Annotated in this window: 13 protein-coding genes, 1 tRNA gene and 2 pseudogenes; 6 read left to right on the top strand and 10 right to left on the bottom strand. The window is 47.3% G+C overall.

The genetic code is table 11. The annotated features are described in order from the left end of the window. Positions 1 to 2: 2 nt before the first annotated feature. Positions 3 to 689, top strand: a complete 687-nt coding sequence (purQ, locus tag ACYVF1_RS04090) for a phosphoribosylformylglycinamidine synthase subunit PurQ (protein WP_461075880.1) — start codon at positions 3 to 5, stop codon at positions 687 to 689. 111 nt (positions 690 to 800) lie between these two features. Here the strand turns inward: purQ and ACYVF1_RS04085 are convergent, their stop codons facing one another. Then, positions 801 to 1,895 (bottom strand): dipeptidase, encoded by a 1,095-nt coding sequence (locus ACYVF1_RS04085; protein WP_461075878.1) that lies wholly within the window; start codon positions 1,893 to 1,895, stop codon positions 801 to 803. 133 nt (positions 1,896 to 2,028) lie between these two features. Here ACYVF1_RS04085 and ACYVF1_RS04080 point away from each other — a divergent pair. Then, a tRNA-Thr gene (locus tag ACYVF1_RS04080) sits at positions 2,029 to 2,101 on the top strand. 1,204 nt (positions 2,102 to 3,305) lie between these two features. Then, the gene (locus tag ACYVF1_RS04075; protein ID WP_461075876.1) at positions 3,306 to 4,637 is read left to right on the top strand and encodes a DUF2254 domain-containing protein; all 1,332 of its coding nucleotides are present in this window, start codon (positions 3,306 to 3,308) and stop codon (positions 4,635 to 4,637) included. A 302-nt stretch (positions 4,638 to 4,939) separates the two neighbouring features. Here ACYVF1_RS04075 and ACYVF1_RS04070 read toward each other — a convergent pair whose 3' ends face one another. The 4 genes from ACYVF1_RS04070 to ACYVF1_RS04055 all read right to left on the bottom strand — a co-directional run bounded on the left by ACYVF1_RS04070 (position 4,940) and on the right by ACYVF1_RS04055 (position 8,808). Then, the gene (locus tag ACYVF1_RS04070; RefSeq protein ID WP_461075874.1) at positions 4,940 to 5,335 is read right to left on the bottom strand and encodes a barstar family protein; all 396 of its coding nucleotides are present in this window, start codon (positions 5,333 to 5,335) and stop codon (positions 4,940 to 4,942) included. A gap of 520 nt (positions 5,336 to 5,855) precedes the next feature. After that, the gene (locus tag ACYVF1_RS04065; RefSeq protein WP_461075872.1) at positions 5,856 to 6,386 is read right to left on the bottom strand and encodes a hypothetical protein; all 531 of its coding nucleotides are present in this window, start codon (positions 6,384 to 6,386) and stop codon (positions 5,856 to 5,858) included. 259 nt (positions 6,387 to 6,645) lie between these two features. Next, on the bottom strand, positions 6,646 to 8,211 hold the full coding sequence (locus ACYVF1_RS04060) for an autotransporter outer membrane beta-barrel domain-containing protein (protein WP_461075870.1): 1,566 nt from the start codon (positions 8,209 to 8,211) through the stop codon (positions 6,646 to 6,648). A 129-nt stretch (positions 8,212 to 8,340) separates the two neighbouring features. Continuing rightward, positions 8,341 to 8,808 carry a DUF4440 domain-containing protein gene (locus tag ACYVF1_RS04055; protein ID WP_461075868.1) on the bottom strand — a complete coding sequence of 156 codons (468 nt, stop codon included), beginning with the start codon at positions 8,806 to 8,808 and terminating at the stop codon, positions 8,341 to 8,343. A 213-nt stretch (positions 8,809 to 9,021) separates the two neighbouring features. Here ACYVF1_RS04055 and ACYVF1_RS04050 point away from each other — a divergent pair, with 213 nt between their 5' ends. Together ACYVF1_RS04050 and ACYVF1_RS04045 are read left to right on the top strand one after the other, a co-directional pair. Next, the gene (locus ACYVF1_RS04050) at positions 9,022 to 10,179 is read left to right on the top strand and encodes a sensor histidine kinase (RefSeq protein ID WP_461075866.1); all 1,158 of its coding nucleotides are present in this window, start codon (positions 9,022 to 9,024) and stop codon (positions 10,177 to 10,179) included. Next, positions 10,163 to 10,894 carry a LytR/AlgR family response regulator transcription factor gene (locus ACYVF1_RS04045; RefSeq protein WP_461075864.1) on the top strand — a complete coding sequence of 244 codons (732 nt, stop codon included), beginning with the start codon at positions 10,163 to 10,165 and terminating at the stop codon, positions 10,892 to 10,894. The genes ACYVF1_RS04050 and ACYVF1_RS04045 overlap by 17 nt, the downstream gene beginning before the upstream one ends. A 134-nt stretch (positions 10,895 to 11,028) precedes the next feature. Here the strand turns inward: ACYVF1_RS04045 and ACYVF1_RS04040 are convergent. From ACYVF1_RS04040 to ACYVF1_RS04030, 3 genes and pseudogenes are all read right to left on the bottom strand, one after another. Continuing rightward, positions 11,029 to 11,151: pseudogene (locus tag ACYVF1_RS04040) on the bottom strand (IS3 family transposase); the annotation flags it as partial. 3 nt (positions 11,152 to 11,154) lie between these two features. Beyond that, positions 11,155 to 11,391, bottom strand: coding sequence for an IS3 family transposase (locus tag ACYVF1_RS04035; RefSeq protein ID WP_461077805.1), 237 nt, complete (start codon positions 11,389 to 11,391; stop codon positions 11,155 to 11,157). 145 nt (positions 11,392 to 11,536) lie between these two features. Beyond that, positions 11,537 to 11,806 (bottom strand): annotated as a pseudogene (locus tag ACYVF1_RS04030) (transposase); the annotation flags it as partial. Between the two features lie 235 nt (positions 11,807 to 12,041). Here ACYVF1_RS04030 and ACYVF1_RS04025 point away from each other — a divergent pair. Further along, the gene (locus tag ACYVF1_RS04025; RefSeq protein WP_461075862.1) at positions 12,042 to 13,319 is read left to right on the top strand and encodes an alpha/beta hydrolase; all 1,278 of its coding nucleotides are present in this window, start codon (positions 12,042 to 12,044) and stop codon (positions 13,317 to 13,319) included. A gap of 220 nt (positions 13,320 to 13,539) precedes the next feature. Here the strand turns inward: ACYVF1_RS04025 and ACYVF1_RS04020 are convergent, their stop codons facing one another. Together ACYVF1_RS04020 and ACYVF1_RS04015 are read right to left on the bottom strand one after the other, a co-directional pair. Continuing rightward, positions 13,540 to 13,956, bottom strand: coding sequence for a hypothetical protein (locus ACYVF1_RS04020; protein ID WP_461075860.1), 417 nt, complete (start codon positions 13,954 to 13,956; stop codon positions 13,540 to 13,542). Positions 13,957 to 14,565: 609 nt separating this feature from the next. After that, positions 14,566 to 16,965, bottom strand: coding sequence for a PAS domain-containing sensor histidine kinase (locus ACYVF1_RS04015; protein WP_461075858.1), 2,400 nt, complete (start codon positions 16,963 to 16,965; stop codon positions 14,566 to 14,568). Positions 16,966 to 17,199 lie beyond the last annotated feature (234 nt).

Here is a 17,199-nt window from a genome sequence, read left to right as displayed (position 1 = left end):
CTATGAAATTTGGCGTTGTTGTTTTCCCCGGCTCTAACTGCGATCAGGATGCCGTTGATACGTTAGAACTGATGGGTCAGGAAGTCGTTAAGCTTTGGCATAAAGACCACGATCTACAAGGCAGCGACTTTATTATTCTGCCCGGTGGTTTTTCGTATGGCGACTACCTACGTACCGGTGCTGTAGCGCGCTTCTCCCCCATCATGAACGAGGTGATTGCGCACGCCAACCGGGGCGGGTATCTGATGGGAATCTGTAATGGATTTCAGGTGCTGGCCGAAGCTCGGCTGGTTCCGGGTGTTCTGCTACGTAACGCCAATCAGCAATACGTCTGCAAGAATATTTATTTGACTCCACAATCGCCCGATGCGCTGCTTACGGCCGATCTGGACCGAGCAGCTTATAAAATTCCAATGGCTCACGGCGAAGGGCGTTATTTTGCCGATGCCGATACGTTGAAAGCATTGAATGATAACGGTCAGGTGTTATTCCGCTACTGCGACGAAACCGGCGCTGTTACGGAAGCAGCCAATCCAAATGGTAGTCTGGAAAATATTGCGGGTGTGACCAACAAAGGCAAAAACGTTTTCGGCATGATGCCCCATCCCGAACGTGCCGCTGACCCAGCGCTCGGCAACACCGACGGACGGCTTATTCTGGACCAGATTCTGAAAGCTGTATTGGTTTAACGTTAAAAAGTTGTAGGGTTATAGGGTTGTAAAGTTGGCTGACGCATACACTTTGGCGTCAGCCAACTTTACAACCCTATAACCCTACAACTTTTTAACCTCTTTATGACTTCAATTCCACGCAGTCCGCAGGAAACGGAGCCAGTTTTTGTGGAAGATGTTGTCAATATCGCTGGCTGAATAACCTCGTTTGGCCAGTAATCCGGTCAGTTTCTGCAAATCAGCAATTGTATCCAAATCACTGGGCGACTGTTCGATGCCATACGTACCGTCTAAATCGCTGCCGATGGCAATATGTTCGCTATTACCAGTGAGCTGGCATATATGGTCGTAGTGATCAATAATCGTTTCGATGGTGATACCGAAAGCGGCAGGGCTACTGATACGTTGCGTAAAGCCGGGTTTCATCATCCAGGCATCGAAGCAACCACCTATTACCCCTCCTCGCTCCGCTAATTGACGAATCTGATCGTCGGTGAGTTGGCGCTGGTGCGGTGCCAATGCCCGGCAGTTATGGTGACTGGCCCAAACCGGCCCTTTGAAAAGGCTAAGGGCTTCATCAAAACCTTCGTCAGTTAAGTGGGTAGCGTCCAAAATCATACCTAGTCGGTCCATTTCACGGACCAGTTCACGACCAAGTGCCGTTAAAGGCCCGCTTAAACCTGTCCCCGGAGCGTATCGGCCCGTGCTGTAGTGCGCCGGTCCGATGGCGCGTAGGCCATAAGTATACGCTTTTTCCAGATATGAGAGATTGACGAGCGAATCGGCTCCTTCCAGGCTCAAAATATAGCCAACGGGTTTATTTTCATTCGGCTGAGTTTCATCGAGCCACAGTGCTACGTGTTTCTCCAGCCCTTCCCGATCTTTGATTTGCACCATCTCGCCAGCATCTTGCATGGTTTCGTACCAGATACGTTGCGCCTGCGTCATGGCCCAGGCCTGCTCTGGTGAATTCCAGCCAGCGCCGGGTAGATTGCCATTGCTTTGATTGAATCGGGCAATTTGTGTAGCGACAACCAGACCAATATTCCCACGGCGGAGTTCGGGAAAGGCGACTGTTCCTCGCCCTCGGTCTATTTTATCACTCATTCCCTGTTCCTGCTCCCGAATCTGATTGACCGTTTGGCGAAGATCTCGGTTCCATTCAATGGCATTCAACGATAAGTCCAAATGGGCGTCAATGAGCAGTGGGTTCGTTACGTTCATACCACTAAAGCGTTTGTTTTGTCTTTACAGCGCAATTATCGCCCGAAATTAGGCGAGTAATAGTGAAAAATAGACACGGTTTTTGCACACATAATTACGAACGTATATATTTGCACCCTCAAACAGCACAAAAGCCTCCTTAGCTCAGCTGGTAGAGCGACGCATTCGTAATGCGTAGGTCGCAGGTTCGAATCCCGTAGGAGGCTCTTTTTTCTGATAAAGGTTAATTCGCAAAAGTGTTAATTACACTAAAAATCAGCGAGTTAACCTTTTTTTATTTATTATATCTTCTCAAAAGAAATACGAAAAAGTAAAGTAAATCTGTCCTCTATTGCGTCCCCTAATCTGAAATATTTTTCATTGTCTGACTTGATACTGACCAACCAAGTCAGACAATGAAAAATATTTCAGATTAGGATATTAAGTTCTTACATAAAGATGCCCGCGCCGACCGGCCAACACTCATAAACCTAGTTTTTCGCTACGAAAACAGTCGATTTAAATCATCAACCGGCTTAACAATTGAGCATTTACAGTGGAATGCAACCACCCAACGTGCCTATACGAATCAAAAGAACCGGGCCTCCCGTGAACCGTTTGAAACTGTTAATGGACACCTCGACCGATGGCATTCGGCAACTAAGAAAGTTTTGACCGCGTTGCAACTCGCTCAAATACCCCTCAACAACGAAACTATTAAACAACACCTCGACACGGAATTAGGCCGCGCCAAAAAGAGTAAATCAATTGAGGAGGTAGCTACGGTAATTGAATCCTTTACAGCCTATATCGAGAGGCACAATCACCAATCAGAAGATGAACGACTTTCTGAACGAATTGCGCCGTAAGACCGGAATTGCGGAGGCTGTAGAGATTAGTCGTGTAAAAGGAGCATTTTTTGTGATTTCTCCCTACTATCGATGCTTACTAATAGCCCGTTATTCCGGTAAAGACACGTAGCAAAAGCCAATACAGTCCCAGTGCCAGCGGAATTAAGAAAAGCGGGGTACCAGTGATATACTTGGCTGTTAAAGTAATAATGATGGCTACTATCAGTATACTGAAGAGATATTTGGCCCAGGGAAGTTTTGACATCAAGAATCGGTTTAAATTGGATAAAGAAAGTTGAGTCAACACTTAAATATATGCAAAGATTACCATTTAGCCAGATTTACGCTTTTTTATACCAATCAATAAACAGCAATACCCACTTTATCTCAAATGGGAGGGTAATCAGGGTAAATACATCCATACGTAGCCAGGGATGCATCTAAGTAAATATTACGGGGCAATCCCACCCTATTCACCGGTAGCGTCCCCGTTAGTTTCCAGTTCCTCAATACGTACAGCAGATGGGTATGTAACTATTCGTGGCGCAAGCCGTTTACCCAAGAGTTAATCTCTTTTAGGATGTCTACCCGATTGCGCCAATATTGGCAACAACTTCAGGAATCGCTCTGGTTTGTGCCAGCGCTGATGGTGCTGGCTTCCTTCGGGCTGGCCTATGGCCTGGTGGCGTTTGATGCCCATACAAGCTGGCACGGCGAAAAACGCTTTCCATTGCTGTTTGCTTCGGGGGCCGATGGGGCCCGGGGTATGTTATCGGCCATCTCGGGGTCCATGTTGACAGTCGCTACGTTGGCTTTTTCTCTGACCTTATCGACGATTTCTCAGGTAAGCAGTCAGTATTCACCCCGCGTGCTGCGCAACTTTATGCGGGACCGCTTTAATCAGCTCGTAATGGGGTATTTCGTGGGCGTGTTTGCCTACTGCCTGATCGTACTGGGTACCATTCGAGGGAATGACGAGGTGAAGTTTGTGCCCTCTACAGCCGTGTTAGGAGGTCTACTGTTAGCCTTGGGCGGTGTCGCAGCGTTGATCTTTTTTATTCATCACATTGCCGAATCGCTCCAGACCGGTACGATTGTTCAACGTATTTATCACGAAACCGGCAAAGCCATAGCCGAACTGTTTCCTGATCGATTGGGCGAACCCATTGACGATCCACTGCAAGCCGAAGCGGCCCTGCGATATACCGACGAGCAAACGGGCTGGCATGCCGTCACCACCAATCAATCCGGGTACTTGCAATTGATCAATATCCAGGGCTTACTCAAGTGGGCCACCCGACACCGGGTGGTAGTACGGATCGAGAAGGAAATGGGTGCCTTTGTGGGTCAGGGAACGGTGCTCTTCCGGGTACGTAGTGGAATGGAGCGTGCTGACCCCAAGGAAGCCGATTGGCCTGATGATTTGATGGATTACGTGAGCATTGGTCGCCATCGGAACGTGGAACAGGATGTGGGGTTTGGTATTCAGCAGTTAGTAGATATTATCCTAAAGGCGCTTTCGCCGGGCATCAATGATACGACGACGGCCATCATGGCGGTGGATTACCTGGGTGCGCTGAGTGAACAACTGAGCCGACGTGAGTTTCCGGCGCGGCTGCGGTCGGATGGTCGGCACCTACGGGTCTTGGTTCGCAGTGCCACCTTTGAGGATTACATCCGGCTGGCGTTCGATTTGCCGCGGATTAACGCCAAGGGAAATCACGCCGTTCTTCGGCGGTTATTACGGTCGCTGGCCTTAGTCAATGAGGCCGTTTGTCATGCAGAGCGGAAGCTCATTCTGCGTCAACAAGCAGACCTATTGCTTCACTATGCGGACCAAACTCTGAGCACCGACTATGAAAAAGAGCAGGTGCAGGAGTTATATACAAAGCTGCTAAAATCATGGCATTAATGAATAATTCAATCTCCATACTCAAGTTCTCACAAGCGCTTTTCAAGAGATATTCTTGATGAAAAAATCATCTTACTGTAAAAAAACTTTATCGCTCCTATTCGTTTATTAGCCCCAAACGGGGCGTTTGCCGTTTCGTAACGCCACGGCGGACCGCCAGGCGTCCACTGTGGCGCGGCCCTACATAAAATCCGTCACTTGCCTTTGAAAGTATATAAAGCATGAATGGAGTCTTTATGCGAGAACAAGTGCTCGCGGCTGCTGATCAGGGAGACGGACAACTATCAGCCCCAATAATAACCTCACTCAGTGATCACCCTAACCCTTGGATGCTCGGCAATAAGGCTCAGTATGCTGTCAAAATACGTTTCACCACTACCATTTTCCAGAGCCGCTAGCTTTTCTGCAAACAGTTTTTTATTGTAGGGTAATCCAGGTTTAAGCTTTTCCAGATAGTAGGCTCGGGTCGTTTGATAGCCTAACGCATTCCGGCTGTGGTCCATATGGTGCCAGACCAGCTCAACCGAATCTAACCCTTTTAAAGCCCCATAGCCTCCAAACAGTAAATCATTGAACGCATCAAGGCTCTGGCCGATCCGCCAGCTTTCACCCTCCATGAATACCCGATTGATCTCCTCATAGAAGGAGGCAATGTCGTTGATGGCGGTTCCGTCAATTTCTATTTGTTTAGGCATCATTCAATTATAGTTTACTAAATATCAGGTATTTATATACTGAAGAATAGATCATCACAACTAAGGTCAAGTTGCGGTGACCAGCACCGGTTTACTTGCTTTAATGTTACGCATTTTACTCGCGAATCAGCTCCATTATTTCCTCCGCAAGCGTCTGAATACGCTTCTCTATTAGCTGAAGTGACTGGTCCGTTTTTTTTGCGATCCGCTCAGCTTCCAGCTGTTCAAACACTCGTAGATGGGCCTAGGTTACTAAAAGCAATTCTTTTACTTCCAGAATATCCAGCTGCATGCATACATTACAAGTAACAAGTTAAAAGGATGAGCTATGAATAGCTAAACAGCAGTCTAATAATCGCTTTAAATTAAGCTTGGCCCTTAGTCACAGGTGGGAGCCTTTGATGAGAATTTTGTTTTCGATAGCTGAACTACTACATTTTTACCTGTCTCAACTAGTCAGAAGCCTTTTAAGAGGTGAACTGGGTATAAAACAGCAATAAGAGAAGCGTTGACGGCAGTTACTCTATGGTAACGATCTGCTCTCAGGCAGTACGCTTTGAATCAGAATAACGATGCCTATGATTAGAGCCGCAGCACCTAAGATGGTCAACAGAATGGCCAGAACCAGTTGATAGGTTGGCTTATATTCCCGAATTTCAAGGACGTAATTTCGCTCGTCGCTAAGCTCAGGTAATTCGAGCTTGTGGTCTCCAGGCTGAGCCCGAAAGGTAAACATCTGGAAGCGGGTTTCCCCTATGCCGCTGACCATCACCTTGGAAGAGACCTTGTGAAGCTGGAGCCTTTTACCAGCAGGGACCGACGCGACAATAGGCGTGGGCATCTTCACCGATGCCTGTCCATAGGTTTTACGAGTCTGCCAGATGGCGTACGTACCAGGTTTGGTCACCCCGAAGAGGTCGCTCTGCTGAACTGCTGGCAGCTTGAGCAGAATGGAGCTACCCGCCCACTTGAGCAGTTGCCGGATGCCTTGTCGGAGCCACAAGCTACCGACAAGGATCAGAATGATGGCAATAAACCATAAGGGGAGGTCCATATAGCAGTGTCAACTAGAAGCGGTTATACTCTTTCTGGGTTGTCAACGGGATGCTTTGCTACCAAAATAGGAAACGTATTCTTTCTGCCGACCCAGATATATAAAAATATAATTGGCGAATCATCGTCTGGACTATGAGCAATTCCATTAACGCTCCCAATACTTTTACCAGACCTATTTCCTGAATGACACTTGTAGCTACAATCCCATTCACATAACACTATGCTGATGCATTCAGTGGGCCTCAGGCTGCCCTTTCCTAGCGCTTCTCCAGAAGTTGTTTAAGGAGCCCGTTGAGTTGTTCGATGTCTTTTTTGTGGTGAGCTTCCAGTTGGTCAATTCGCTGTTGTTGTTGGGCTGCTTTCTTATCCTGCTGAATGCTATATAAGGTTAGCTCTTCTACTTTCTCCAACAACAACGCATTCATCTGTACCAGATCAACCCCTTCGTTGACTATTTGCTCAGCTGGGGGCACCTTTGGCAAATGCCCGTACTGCTGAATATACTGTTCAACTTCAGTTAGTAATGGTAAACGATATCCTTTGTCAAATACCTTATCACTCCACTGATTGACATGGTCAATCTTCAATCGATATCTGGCCAGCACGGTTTCCCCTAATTCATTAACCGTCAGAAATTGGTCAGTGGTACTCTCAAACAGGGTATTACTCAAATGGGCAAATTTAATTTTGCCATTGTTGCGCAGGTTGATCGTACCGCGTACATCCAGTGGAAACTGAGGTGAATTCGTACCGATGCCCACCGCAATGCTGGTGTTCGTGTAATCCCCTAAAACGATGGCATTGTTTAAGGCAACGGTGGCGTTGGTACCTATGGCTACTGTATTCTGAAGAAGGCTACTGGTAGGCTGGGCATTGAACCCAAGCATAATGTTGTTACTGCCCGTTTGAACAACGGTGCCCGAGGAGGGACCAATGATAATGTTGTTACTGCCCGTGGTGAGCTTGCTGCCTGCCTGATAACCCAGTATCGTATTTGTGTTGCCCGTGGTTGTCGATTGGCCCGCCTGATAGCCTACATACGTATTTTGGATACCCGTTGTGTTGTTTTCACCCGCGTAGCCGCCAAGAAACGTATTGACCCGACCGGTGGTATTGCCCGAACCCGTAGCGTAGCCCAGGAACGTATTGAGTTGGCCCGAGGTATTGTTATACCCGGTGTAACCGCCCACAAAGACATTCAACAGGCCGGTGGTATTGGCCTGCCCCGACAGCCACCCCAGGAAGAGGTTATTGGAACCTGTAGTGTTACTTTGACCCGCCTGAAAGCCCAGAAACGTATTGCTAGATCCTGTATTGGCATACCCTGTTTTGGTCCCCACAAAGACATTATCGGTGCCTGTTACATTGCTATAGCCTGACTGATGGCCGATAAACACGTTGTAATCGGCCTGATTAGAGGTGCCCGCCTGATAGCCCAAAAAACAGTTGCCGGTGAGCGTTCTAGTGGTTGTACCGTTAATGTCAGTATTTCTATAGGAAGAAGCGGTATTGGTGCCGATAAACACATTCTGGGAGCCACTCAGAAACCAACCGCCTGCATTGAAGCCGAGGGATGTGTTGTTTGAGCCGTTGGTATAATTACTGGCATTAGCACCTACCAGCGTGTTTCCCTGTCCATGTGCATACGAGGGTGCATCCGTCGCTCCGGGTATATTGTCTCTGAAGCCATAAACGGTATTAAATGTGCCATTGAGTTGATCATTGGCAATGCCCATGAATAGGGTAGTTCGAGTCTGGGCGTTTACCTGCCAACTGTCTGTTAATAAAAATAGGATTGTGCAAAAAACAAGTAGTTTGTTCATAACCGTGAATGAGAGAAGAAGTGAAACTTGTCAAGCTTGCCATTAGCTCGTGAAAGTCTTTCACGAGCTAATGGCAAGCTTACCTACGATGACAACAATCCTGGCTGACTCGTAACGAGGAGAAGTAGGTTATTTACCAGTAACGGGAAATAGCTTTTCATCCACCTGCGTTCCCTGACCGGCTACGCGGCACCAGCCAGTGGCCGCTTTATGGTACACTTCCAGGCGACGTACGTTGATGGTCACGTCTTGCCCATCAACTACCAGCTTTACGTTGATCAGCGCGTTAACCACGGCCATCGTGCCATCATAAATTCGGATAAATTGATGGCCGGCAACGGGTTGTACCGATTTAAAAACCAGCTTTTCTTTTTTCTGCACCTCTAGCCATTGCTGATGGGAAAAGGAAATATCGCCTTTGGGACCAACCGCAATAAAATCAGGACAGTCGATCAGGGTGCCGGGTTGCTGATGACGTAGTAATTGCCGGATCGCCTGTCGTTCTTTCGGATAGCTGGTGGTGTCTATCTGTGCGAACACCCGGGTGGTGGCGAGGCCTAGTAAAAAGAGAGTGAGCAACGTTTTCATGGCGTTCATTTTTCTCAAAAGTAGGCAAGACGGTACTGCATTTTTTGAGAAGTCGACTAACCATTCGGCCCTGAAAACAGACAGTGTTTTTTTGTCGATAAGCGCATTTCGTCGTCGACTAACTGTGCTTATCGACAACGTAGCCACCTTGGTCGAATACGTACTTGATCTTCGTTTTATCTGGTTACCGATCTGTATCTTCGTGGCAGACCCCGACCCATCATGGAGCAACTCCCCTTTATTTATTCAAAAACGACAGCCTGGCGGTTAGGGCGGCATCTGACGTTCTGGCTGCTTTGGTTTTTGTTCCAGCTGCTGCTGTATTCCTTTTCGCCATCACCCGCTTTGCAACGGCAGCCCTTTGGGCATCGCCTGTTGATTACCTTACCGGAAACGCTGATTTACCTCATACCAAGCTTATTTCTGGCTTACTCGCTCATGTATCTGGTTATTCCCAGACTAGTTATACCCGGTAAGTACGTCCTGGCTACCCTTTGTGCTGTAGTATTGGTGTTACTAACAGCGGCTTTATCGGCTACCTTGTCGATGACAATTATTGATCAGCTCCGCCACCAACTTGCCGATCGGTTATCGCCCGTTGTGGCCAGCGAGCTGCATCCCGCCTTCTCGGTTCAGTTCGGGGTAGCCATGCTGGCCGGCTTGCGAGGCAGCATTACCGTAGGCGGGGTAGCTGCGGCCATCCACTTGTTGAAATGCTTTCAGGAAAAGCAGCAAAGGGCTCTTCAACTGGAAAAAGAAAAGGCAAATGCTGAGCTTCAGATGTTGAAAGCCCAATTGCACCCGCACTTCTTATTCAATACGCTCAACACGATTTATTCATTGACACAAGATGTATCTCAAAAAGCATCCGGGATGATCCTGGGCCTTTCGCACTTGCTGCGGTATATCCTGTATGAGTGTAGTCAGCCGTTGGTTCCCCTCCAAAAGGAGTTAACCATGATCAGTGACTATCTACAGTTAGAAAAAGCGAGGTACGATCATGGGCTTGACATGGTGGTGCAATTGCCCAAAACGACCCATCATCTCATTGCTCCACTCCTGCTTTTGCCCTTTCTCGAAAACGCATTTAAGCATGGGGCTAGTCGCATGATAGAAAACCCCTGGATCAGCTTAACCGTGACCCTGCACGACGATACACTGGCGATGAAACTGATTAATGGCAAGCCAGCGGGCCATAAGCTTGGGTTACCCGGTATAGGCATAGCCAATGTTCGGAAAAGGCTGGAATTAAATTATCCGAACCAACATGAACTAGCTATCCATGATGAAGAAGAGATGTATATTGTTAACTTGTCGCTTACCTTAACACACGCCTATCCTGAGTCTATCAAATCAGTCTATAATGGAGTCGCCGACTAACTATAGCTGCCTGATCGTCGATGATGAACCCCCTGCCCGGGAAGTATTGCGTCGGTATATCAATCAGATGCCCATGCTTACCCTAATCGGCGAATGTACCAACGCGATTCAGGCCCTCACAGCCTTAAAACAGCAGCCGATTGATCTGCTGTTTCTGGATATTCAACTGCCGCAACTAACGGGTATCGAGCTGATCAAAATGTTAACCCAACCGACTAAAATCGTCCTAACAACGGCCTTTGAGCATTATGCCGTACAAGCCTTTGAACTGGACGTTACGGATTACTTGGTTAAGCCAATCAGTTTCGAACGGTTTTTAAAGTCGGTTAGTAAAGCCTTACCCGACCAAAAGTTTTCGCCGATGGGTCAACCGCCCATGGCGCACCCACCCGAAACGGCTTCGGAAGCCTTTCTTTATTTCCGGGCGGAGCGGAAAATGGTGAAGGTTTTTCTACGTGATATTCTTTACATAGAAAGCCTGAAAGATTATGTTAGGATTCATACCATAAAAGGCTCCATCATCACCAAATATGCCATCACGGCTCTGGAAGCCATGCTGCCCAGCCCCTCATTTCTGCGGGTCCACCGTTCCTTCCTGGTCTCCTTGGACAAGATTGATTCGTTTACCGCCGATCAGATTGCTATCGGCGGTCACTTGATACCCATCGGTAAATTATACCGGCAGCAGACGTTAAAACTGTTGAACCCTACCTAGGCTAACTGCTAAAAAAATTGACGGTGCCAAAATCAGCCTACGCTACAGTTGTCCATTTGTAGGGTGCTTCTAAAAAAGGTACGGCTCAGGCCGGACTTAAACCACTGGACAAATCTTTAAGCAACATGGTGGAGTTACCCACTATAGTATTCAAAAGGAGAAAGATAACCCAACGCTGAATGCTTTCGTTGTCGATTGTACCAAATCTCCATATATTCAAAGACTGACTGTTTAGCTATTAATCTGCTTTGAAAAGTCTGCTAATAGACTATCACGGGGCTGAACTGACGATCTAGGTGATTTTCTGCCACTGGATAGTTATGCTTAGAATCAGTAGTTGTGACTACGTATTTCTTTTGAACGACACGTTTAAGGTTAGCCTTATTCATCAGCCTAGCGACGCGGGGCCAGGATACGTTTATACCTTGAGCCGCCAGATTTCGAGTGATTTTCGGATTACCGCACCGCTCCTTACTACCTGTAAATGAAGTATTTATAGCTTAAGTATCGTCGCATTCTTTTTCGCTCTTTTGGTCGGTCGTTGCCCTAACCAGTAGTAATATCCACTGCGGCTTACATTTAGTACTTTACACATCCGCACCGGCGGACCGGTCTCAACGGTAAAAACAGCATGACGAGCTTTCATGAATTGAAAAATGCCCCGTCGCTCCTGGAGGAGATGCTGACCGCCTTTTTTAGTATATCGCGCTCTAATTCAACTTGTTTCAATTCTTTTTTCAACCGCAGAATTTCCTGCTGCTCTTGACTGACCCCCACTCGTCCACTGATATTAGCTTTTTGGGTAGCCAAGCGTTCTCTGCGCCACTTGGTTAGAATCTGTGGGGTGATACCTAATTCTTCAGCGGTCATTTTCAGAGAGCCTTTGGCATCGGCCAACTCCACTGCCATTCGTTTAAATTCCTCACGGTCCGCCGTAGCGGTCGTACTACCTCCTGGTTTTCATAGTTCACTAAGATAGATCATGCTTAACTTAATGTCCAGTTAAAGGTAGCAGGTCCATTTATTGAGACGAATAATTTATGAATAGTTAATCTAACGTTTTTCGTAGTTTAGCTAAACCATAACTGGTGTATAATATGCGTTGGCTTGTGGCCATTTATGCAATCAATCTTCTTACCTGAACTCTATGAAAAAATGGTTTACACTCACCCTATTTATCCTCTTACCCAGGCTAATACTTGCCCAGCCAACTCAGCAAATTGTCATCGGTAAAATTGATAGCCTGACTTCAAAAGTTCTCCATGAGACGCGTAAACTATGGGTGCACGTCCCAGACAGTTATAAACAGGAAGGGATATCCAAACGACGCTATCCGGTCGTCTATCTGCTGGACGGCGAAAGCCACTTCCCCTCGGTAGTAGGCATGATCCATCAACTAAGTACCGTCAATGGCAATACAATTTGCCCCGAGATGATCGTGGTGGGCATTGCCAATACCAACCGGCTACGGGATCTGACCCCCACTCCGGGGGGCGGAATGATTCCATCGGCTGCTGACAGTACACGACGTAAGAACTCGGGCGGAGGGGAGGCATTCACCGCCTTCATTGAAGGCGAACTAATGCCTTACATTGACTCGCAGTATCCCACTGAGCCCTACAAACTATTCATCGGCCATTCGCTGGGTGGCCTTTTGGTTATCAACACGCTCATTCGTCACCCCAACTTGTTCAACGCCTATGTGGCCATCGACCCCAGTATGTGGTGGGCGGATCAACAGCTGCTCAATACCGCCAGGCAGGTTATAGCCAGCCAGAAGTATGCGGGCAAAGTCCTGTTTATGGGTATCGCCAATACGATGGAGTCCAATATGGATACCTTACGGGTACAGGCGGACACGAGTGGATCGACCAAACACATTCGCTCCATCTTAGCCCTGGATCGTTTGCTAAAGGCCAATCGACAAACCGGCCTACGTTACCAGGGGAAATACTACGGGCTGGACGACCATAGCTCGGTGCCACTCATCACGGAGTACGACGCGCTCCATTTCATTTTTGAGGCCTACTCCTTAAAGCTGACCGACCAAGACTATGAGCAAGATAATACCCAGTTAGCCGATAAACTGAGAACCCATTTTGCGGCCGCCACCCGGCAGTTGGGCTATACGGTGAAGCCCCCGGAAGGTCTGGTCAATGAACTGGGCACTTATATGGTCTCCCAAAAGAAGTTTAAAAAAGCGGAAAGTCTGTTCAAACTCAATGTGGTAAATTACCCAGCCAGCTTCAACGCCTATGACTCGTATGGGGATTACTTTGTAGCCCAAAAAGACACTGTCAATGCCAGAGCCAATTTTCAGAAGGCGCTTTCTCTAAAAGAGACTTCCGCAACGCGAAAAAAATTAGTGGCTTTACAAGCCCTAAGTAACCCTGGCCCACCTTCAGCCAATAAGCCGAAAAAATAACCGTCTACATAGCGATAGAATCCGTATTTCCACGCGGTCCAAGCGATAATATAAGTGGCGTAGTCGTCGGAATATCTTCCCGAATCGATACGCCCTACGTAGCGTAAGTTCCTTCAGTAGAAGAAACAGGCTAATGTCGCCAACGTATCAAATAAGGCATGGTTAAACAAATCTCGGTTGGCATATCTGATTAAATATGCCAACCGAGCAATAAACAGTTTCAGGAAAATTTAACCACTATAGTTATCTCACTTTGTGTTTTACCATCCGAAGTCCTGTATTGTAAGGAATAGGTAGTTGCCTTGGTAATCAAAGCCGTAACTACCCGACTGGTTGTATTAAAAGTCATACCAGCTGGCATTCCTGCGAGGGAATAGGTTAATGGATCACCATTCGCGTCAGTGAAGGCTGGCAAGGTGAAAGTGACACTTTTATTAATAGGTTGATTGATTTGCGAAATAGTCGGTGCAGTAGGAGCCACATTGTAAACTGGCGGTGGAGGAGGTGGGGGTGGCGGAGGAGGAGGTGGTGGCGGGGGTGTTGCAAAACCGGCCGGATCGATTAATCCAGACGTACAGGCCCCGGCTGTCACCAGTAAACTTGCTGAGAGCAGCGCTACTAGGATAAATGAACGCATAGTAATAAACGATTTAAGTGATATGGAAGAATTTCCAATGGATCAAAGGTAGAATCACCCGGTACGGTGGGCTTTCACTATTGTAACATTGACTTGACCTATTGTAACCTGGTGCTAAAAACAATCAATTTTTAGTTTTTCAGACAAAAAAGAGAGGCAGATCAGCAACACTTGTTGCTATTTATTATTGGCCAACTAGTTATACAAATTCCTTATTAAAGATTGAAAATAGAAAAATGGAAATGGGTATATACCCGAGCTCACTTATAAATAGTTTGTTACTCTTTAAATAAAATTTATGTATTAAATAGATTAATCGATAAATGAAAAAAGCCCTGCCCTCTTCAGAAACTGGCTACTATTAATTCACTTTTTTCATCGTTGGCTCAGAGCTAATCCCACTTCGTTGACCTCACCAATACTAAAGGTGATTTTTCAGTTAAGCTTAAACTGGTAACCCTTAAATCACTACGTTGAACTTTACATTCTTAGAATTAAGCCTGTCGTCAATAACGCCTTTATAAAGTTGCAGAGTTAAAACCTTGATGTGCCAGACCCGGCAACCCGGCATAACTCTACAACCATACAACTTCTCTGTGTCACAACCTTTTAGACCGGGAGATATACACTAAACGTAGCGCCCTGGCCGGGTTGGCTGCTGGCGGTAATGGTTCCACCGTGGTTTTCGACTACACGTTGACAAATCGCCAATCCTACACCAGTTCCTGCGTACTCATTTTGGCTATGAAGACGCTGGAAAACCTGGAAAATACGATCCCTATACTTTTTATCGAACCCAATTCCGCTATCCGTTACGTCGATTTGATGATAAATCGGTGACTCTATACCAGGACTCACGCCAGACGGCAACTCGCTCAGCGACCGCTGGGCATATTCAATACGGATTTGAGGAGACTGGCCGGGAGGCACAAACTTGATAGCATTCGTCAGTAAATTCTGAAATAGCTGGCCTAGTTGCGACTCATCCCCTTTAACCAACGGCAGAGCATCAACGCTAATCTGTGCCCCCGATTGGCTGATTTCCCACTCGAGCGTGGTAAGCACGCCAGCCATAATGGCCTCGAGCGAAACGGAGCCAGAAATTTGTTTACGAGTCGAAATGCGCGAATACGCCAGTAAATCTTTGATCAGTGTGGACATACGGGCGCCCGCTGCCGTAATACGCTGTAAATGATCTCTGGACGTAGCGCTCAGTTGCTCATCCATTTGCTCCGTCAACAGGGTGCTAAACGACTGAATTTTACGTAGCGGCTCCTGAAGGTCGTGGCTGGCTACATAAGCAAACTGTTGCAGATTATCATTCGACCGTTTCAGATCGGCATTGGCCTGGCTTAACGCCTGAGTACGAGCGTTTACCCGTTCTTCCAACTCGGCCGACAGATGCCGGTAACGTTCTTCACTCTGGCGCAGGGCTTCTTCGGCCCGTTTTCGTTCGGTAACATCGCTGGCAGTGCCAAACCACTCCAGGATCTGTCCCTGCTCATTCAGAATAGGTACGGCCCGGGAGAAAATCCAGCCTATCTGTCCATCCGCCTGAATTACACGGTGTTCCAGCTCAAAAATACGTTTGTTGTCAATAGCGTCTTCGATAGCCGCTTCTACCGGAATCTGATCTTCCGACGGAACATACTTCAGTAACCAGTCGCGGCTGGGTTCCTGCGTATCAGCCAAAAACGTCTTTCCTTCCAGCTGATTCATGTGCCGCCAGTCGGCGCTCATGGTATAAACCACATCTGAACTAGCCGTTACAAACGACCTGAACCGCTCTTCACTGACCTGTAAGGCTGCTTCGGCCCGTTTACGTTCGGTTATTTCATCAAACAAGACAGCAAACTGCTCCTCGCCAAAATAAAACGCCGTAAGAAGATACCATCTGTTAAGGGGTGGAATGTAATCTTCCAATTTAATCGGCTGGCGAGTTTCGATAACCTGCTGATACGTAGCATACCATTTTGTATCCAGCCCCGGCAATATATCCCAGGCGGTTTTACCCAGCGTTTGTTCTGGCGTAAGACCCGTCAGTTTCTCAAAAGCGGAATTCACCTGTAAGAATCGGTAGTTAATCATTTTTCCGTCTGAGTCGCGGATAGCCTCACAAACGGTGTAGCCTTCCTGCATGGACTCAAAAAGGGTGCGGTAGTTTTTTTCCGATTCACGCAGGGTTTCTTCGGCCTGCTTAATATCTGTAATATCACGGGTTGTACCTGCTACGGCTTCCACTTCGCCCTTTTCGTTAAGAACCGGGGCAAATACATAGTCGTAAATTCGTTTGCCCAGTGTGGCATGAGGAAAGGACACTTCACCCCGAATCGATTTTCTGGTGGCCACTACCTGATCGATTTCCCGTTCGTGCATTTCGGCATGCCAAGGCTCATATCCAATTTCGAGCAGGCCTTTTCCGGCCGATTCCTCCCAACTGCTGCCCCACATTTCCAGCAGTGCCCGATTGGCGTATGTGAACCGATAGTTCAGATCAAAGACATACATCAAATCAGGGGTGCTTGCCGTAATGGCCTCGTAAATTCGCTGTTGTCGTTGCGCATCCTGGCGAGTGGTAACTTCGCGTTGCTGACCCAGTATCTGCTGCGTTACTTCCTGAGCCACACCGGCAAAGCGATAAATTTCACCATTTTCTGAAAAATAACTTCTGCCATAGAAACGCACCCAGCGCAACTGACCGTCATCACCGCCTAATGTACGATAGGTTTCATCAAACAGGCCGTTCGACTGCGGGTTCATAGCCCACTGCACGGCCTGACTAACCCGGTTTATATCATCGGCATGAATATATTGAATAGCCTGTTCATAAGACAGATAGTTATCTTTGGCCAATCCGAATAACTCCCGGCAACGGTCGTCCCAGAGAACTTGATTGGTAACAGGGTTTAACTCCCAAACACCCAGGCCAGCCGCCTGGAGAGCAAAGTCAATATCCAGCCGCTGAGTTAGCTTTTGGGCTGTATCAAGAGGATGTTGCTCGTCAGTCATAGTTGAGGCAAGTAGTAGCAATACCGCACGCAAAATCAATCTGTTGGTTAACTACCAAACGAATAGCCACTTTGTTACTAAATTGCTTTGTTTAGGTAGTAAAAATAATGTCTTTCAGCCACGAGATGATGAACACATGGCTTAACAAATAAAATACTGACTCCAATAGTATCTGGGTAATCAAAAGCATTGGGAAGTAAACTACGAATTAGAGTTGATATACCGGAAGCTGGC

Source organism: Spirosoma flavus, from assembly GCF_054778555.1.
The sequence above is the reverse complement of the archived record's forward strand: the minus strand, read 5'-3'. Positions and strand labels throughout refer to the sequence as shown.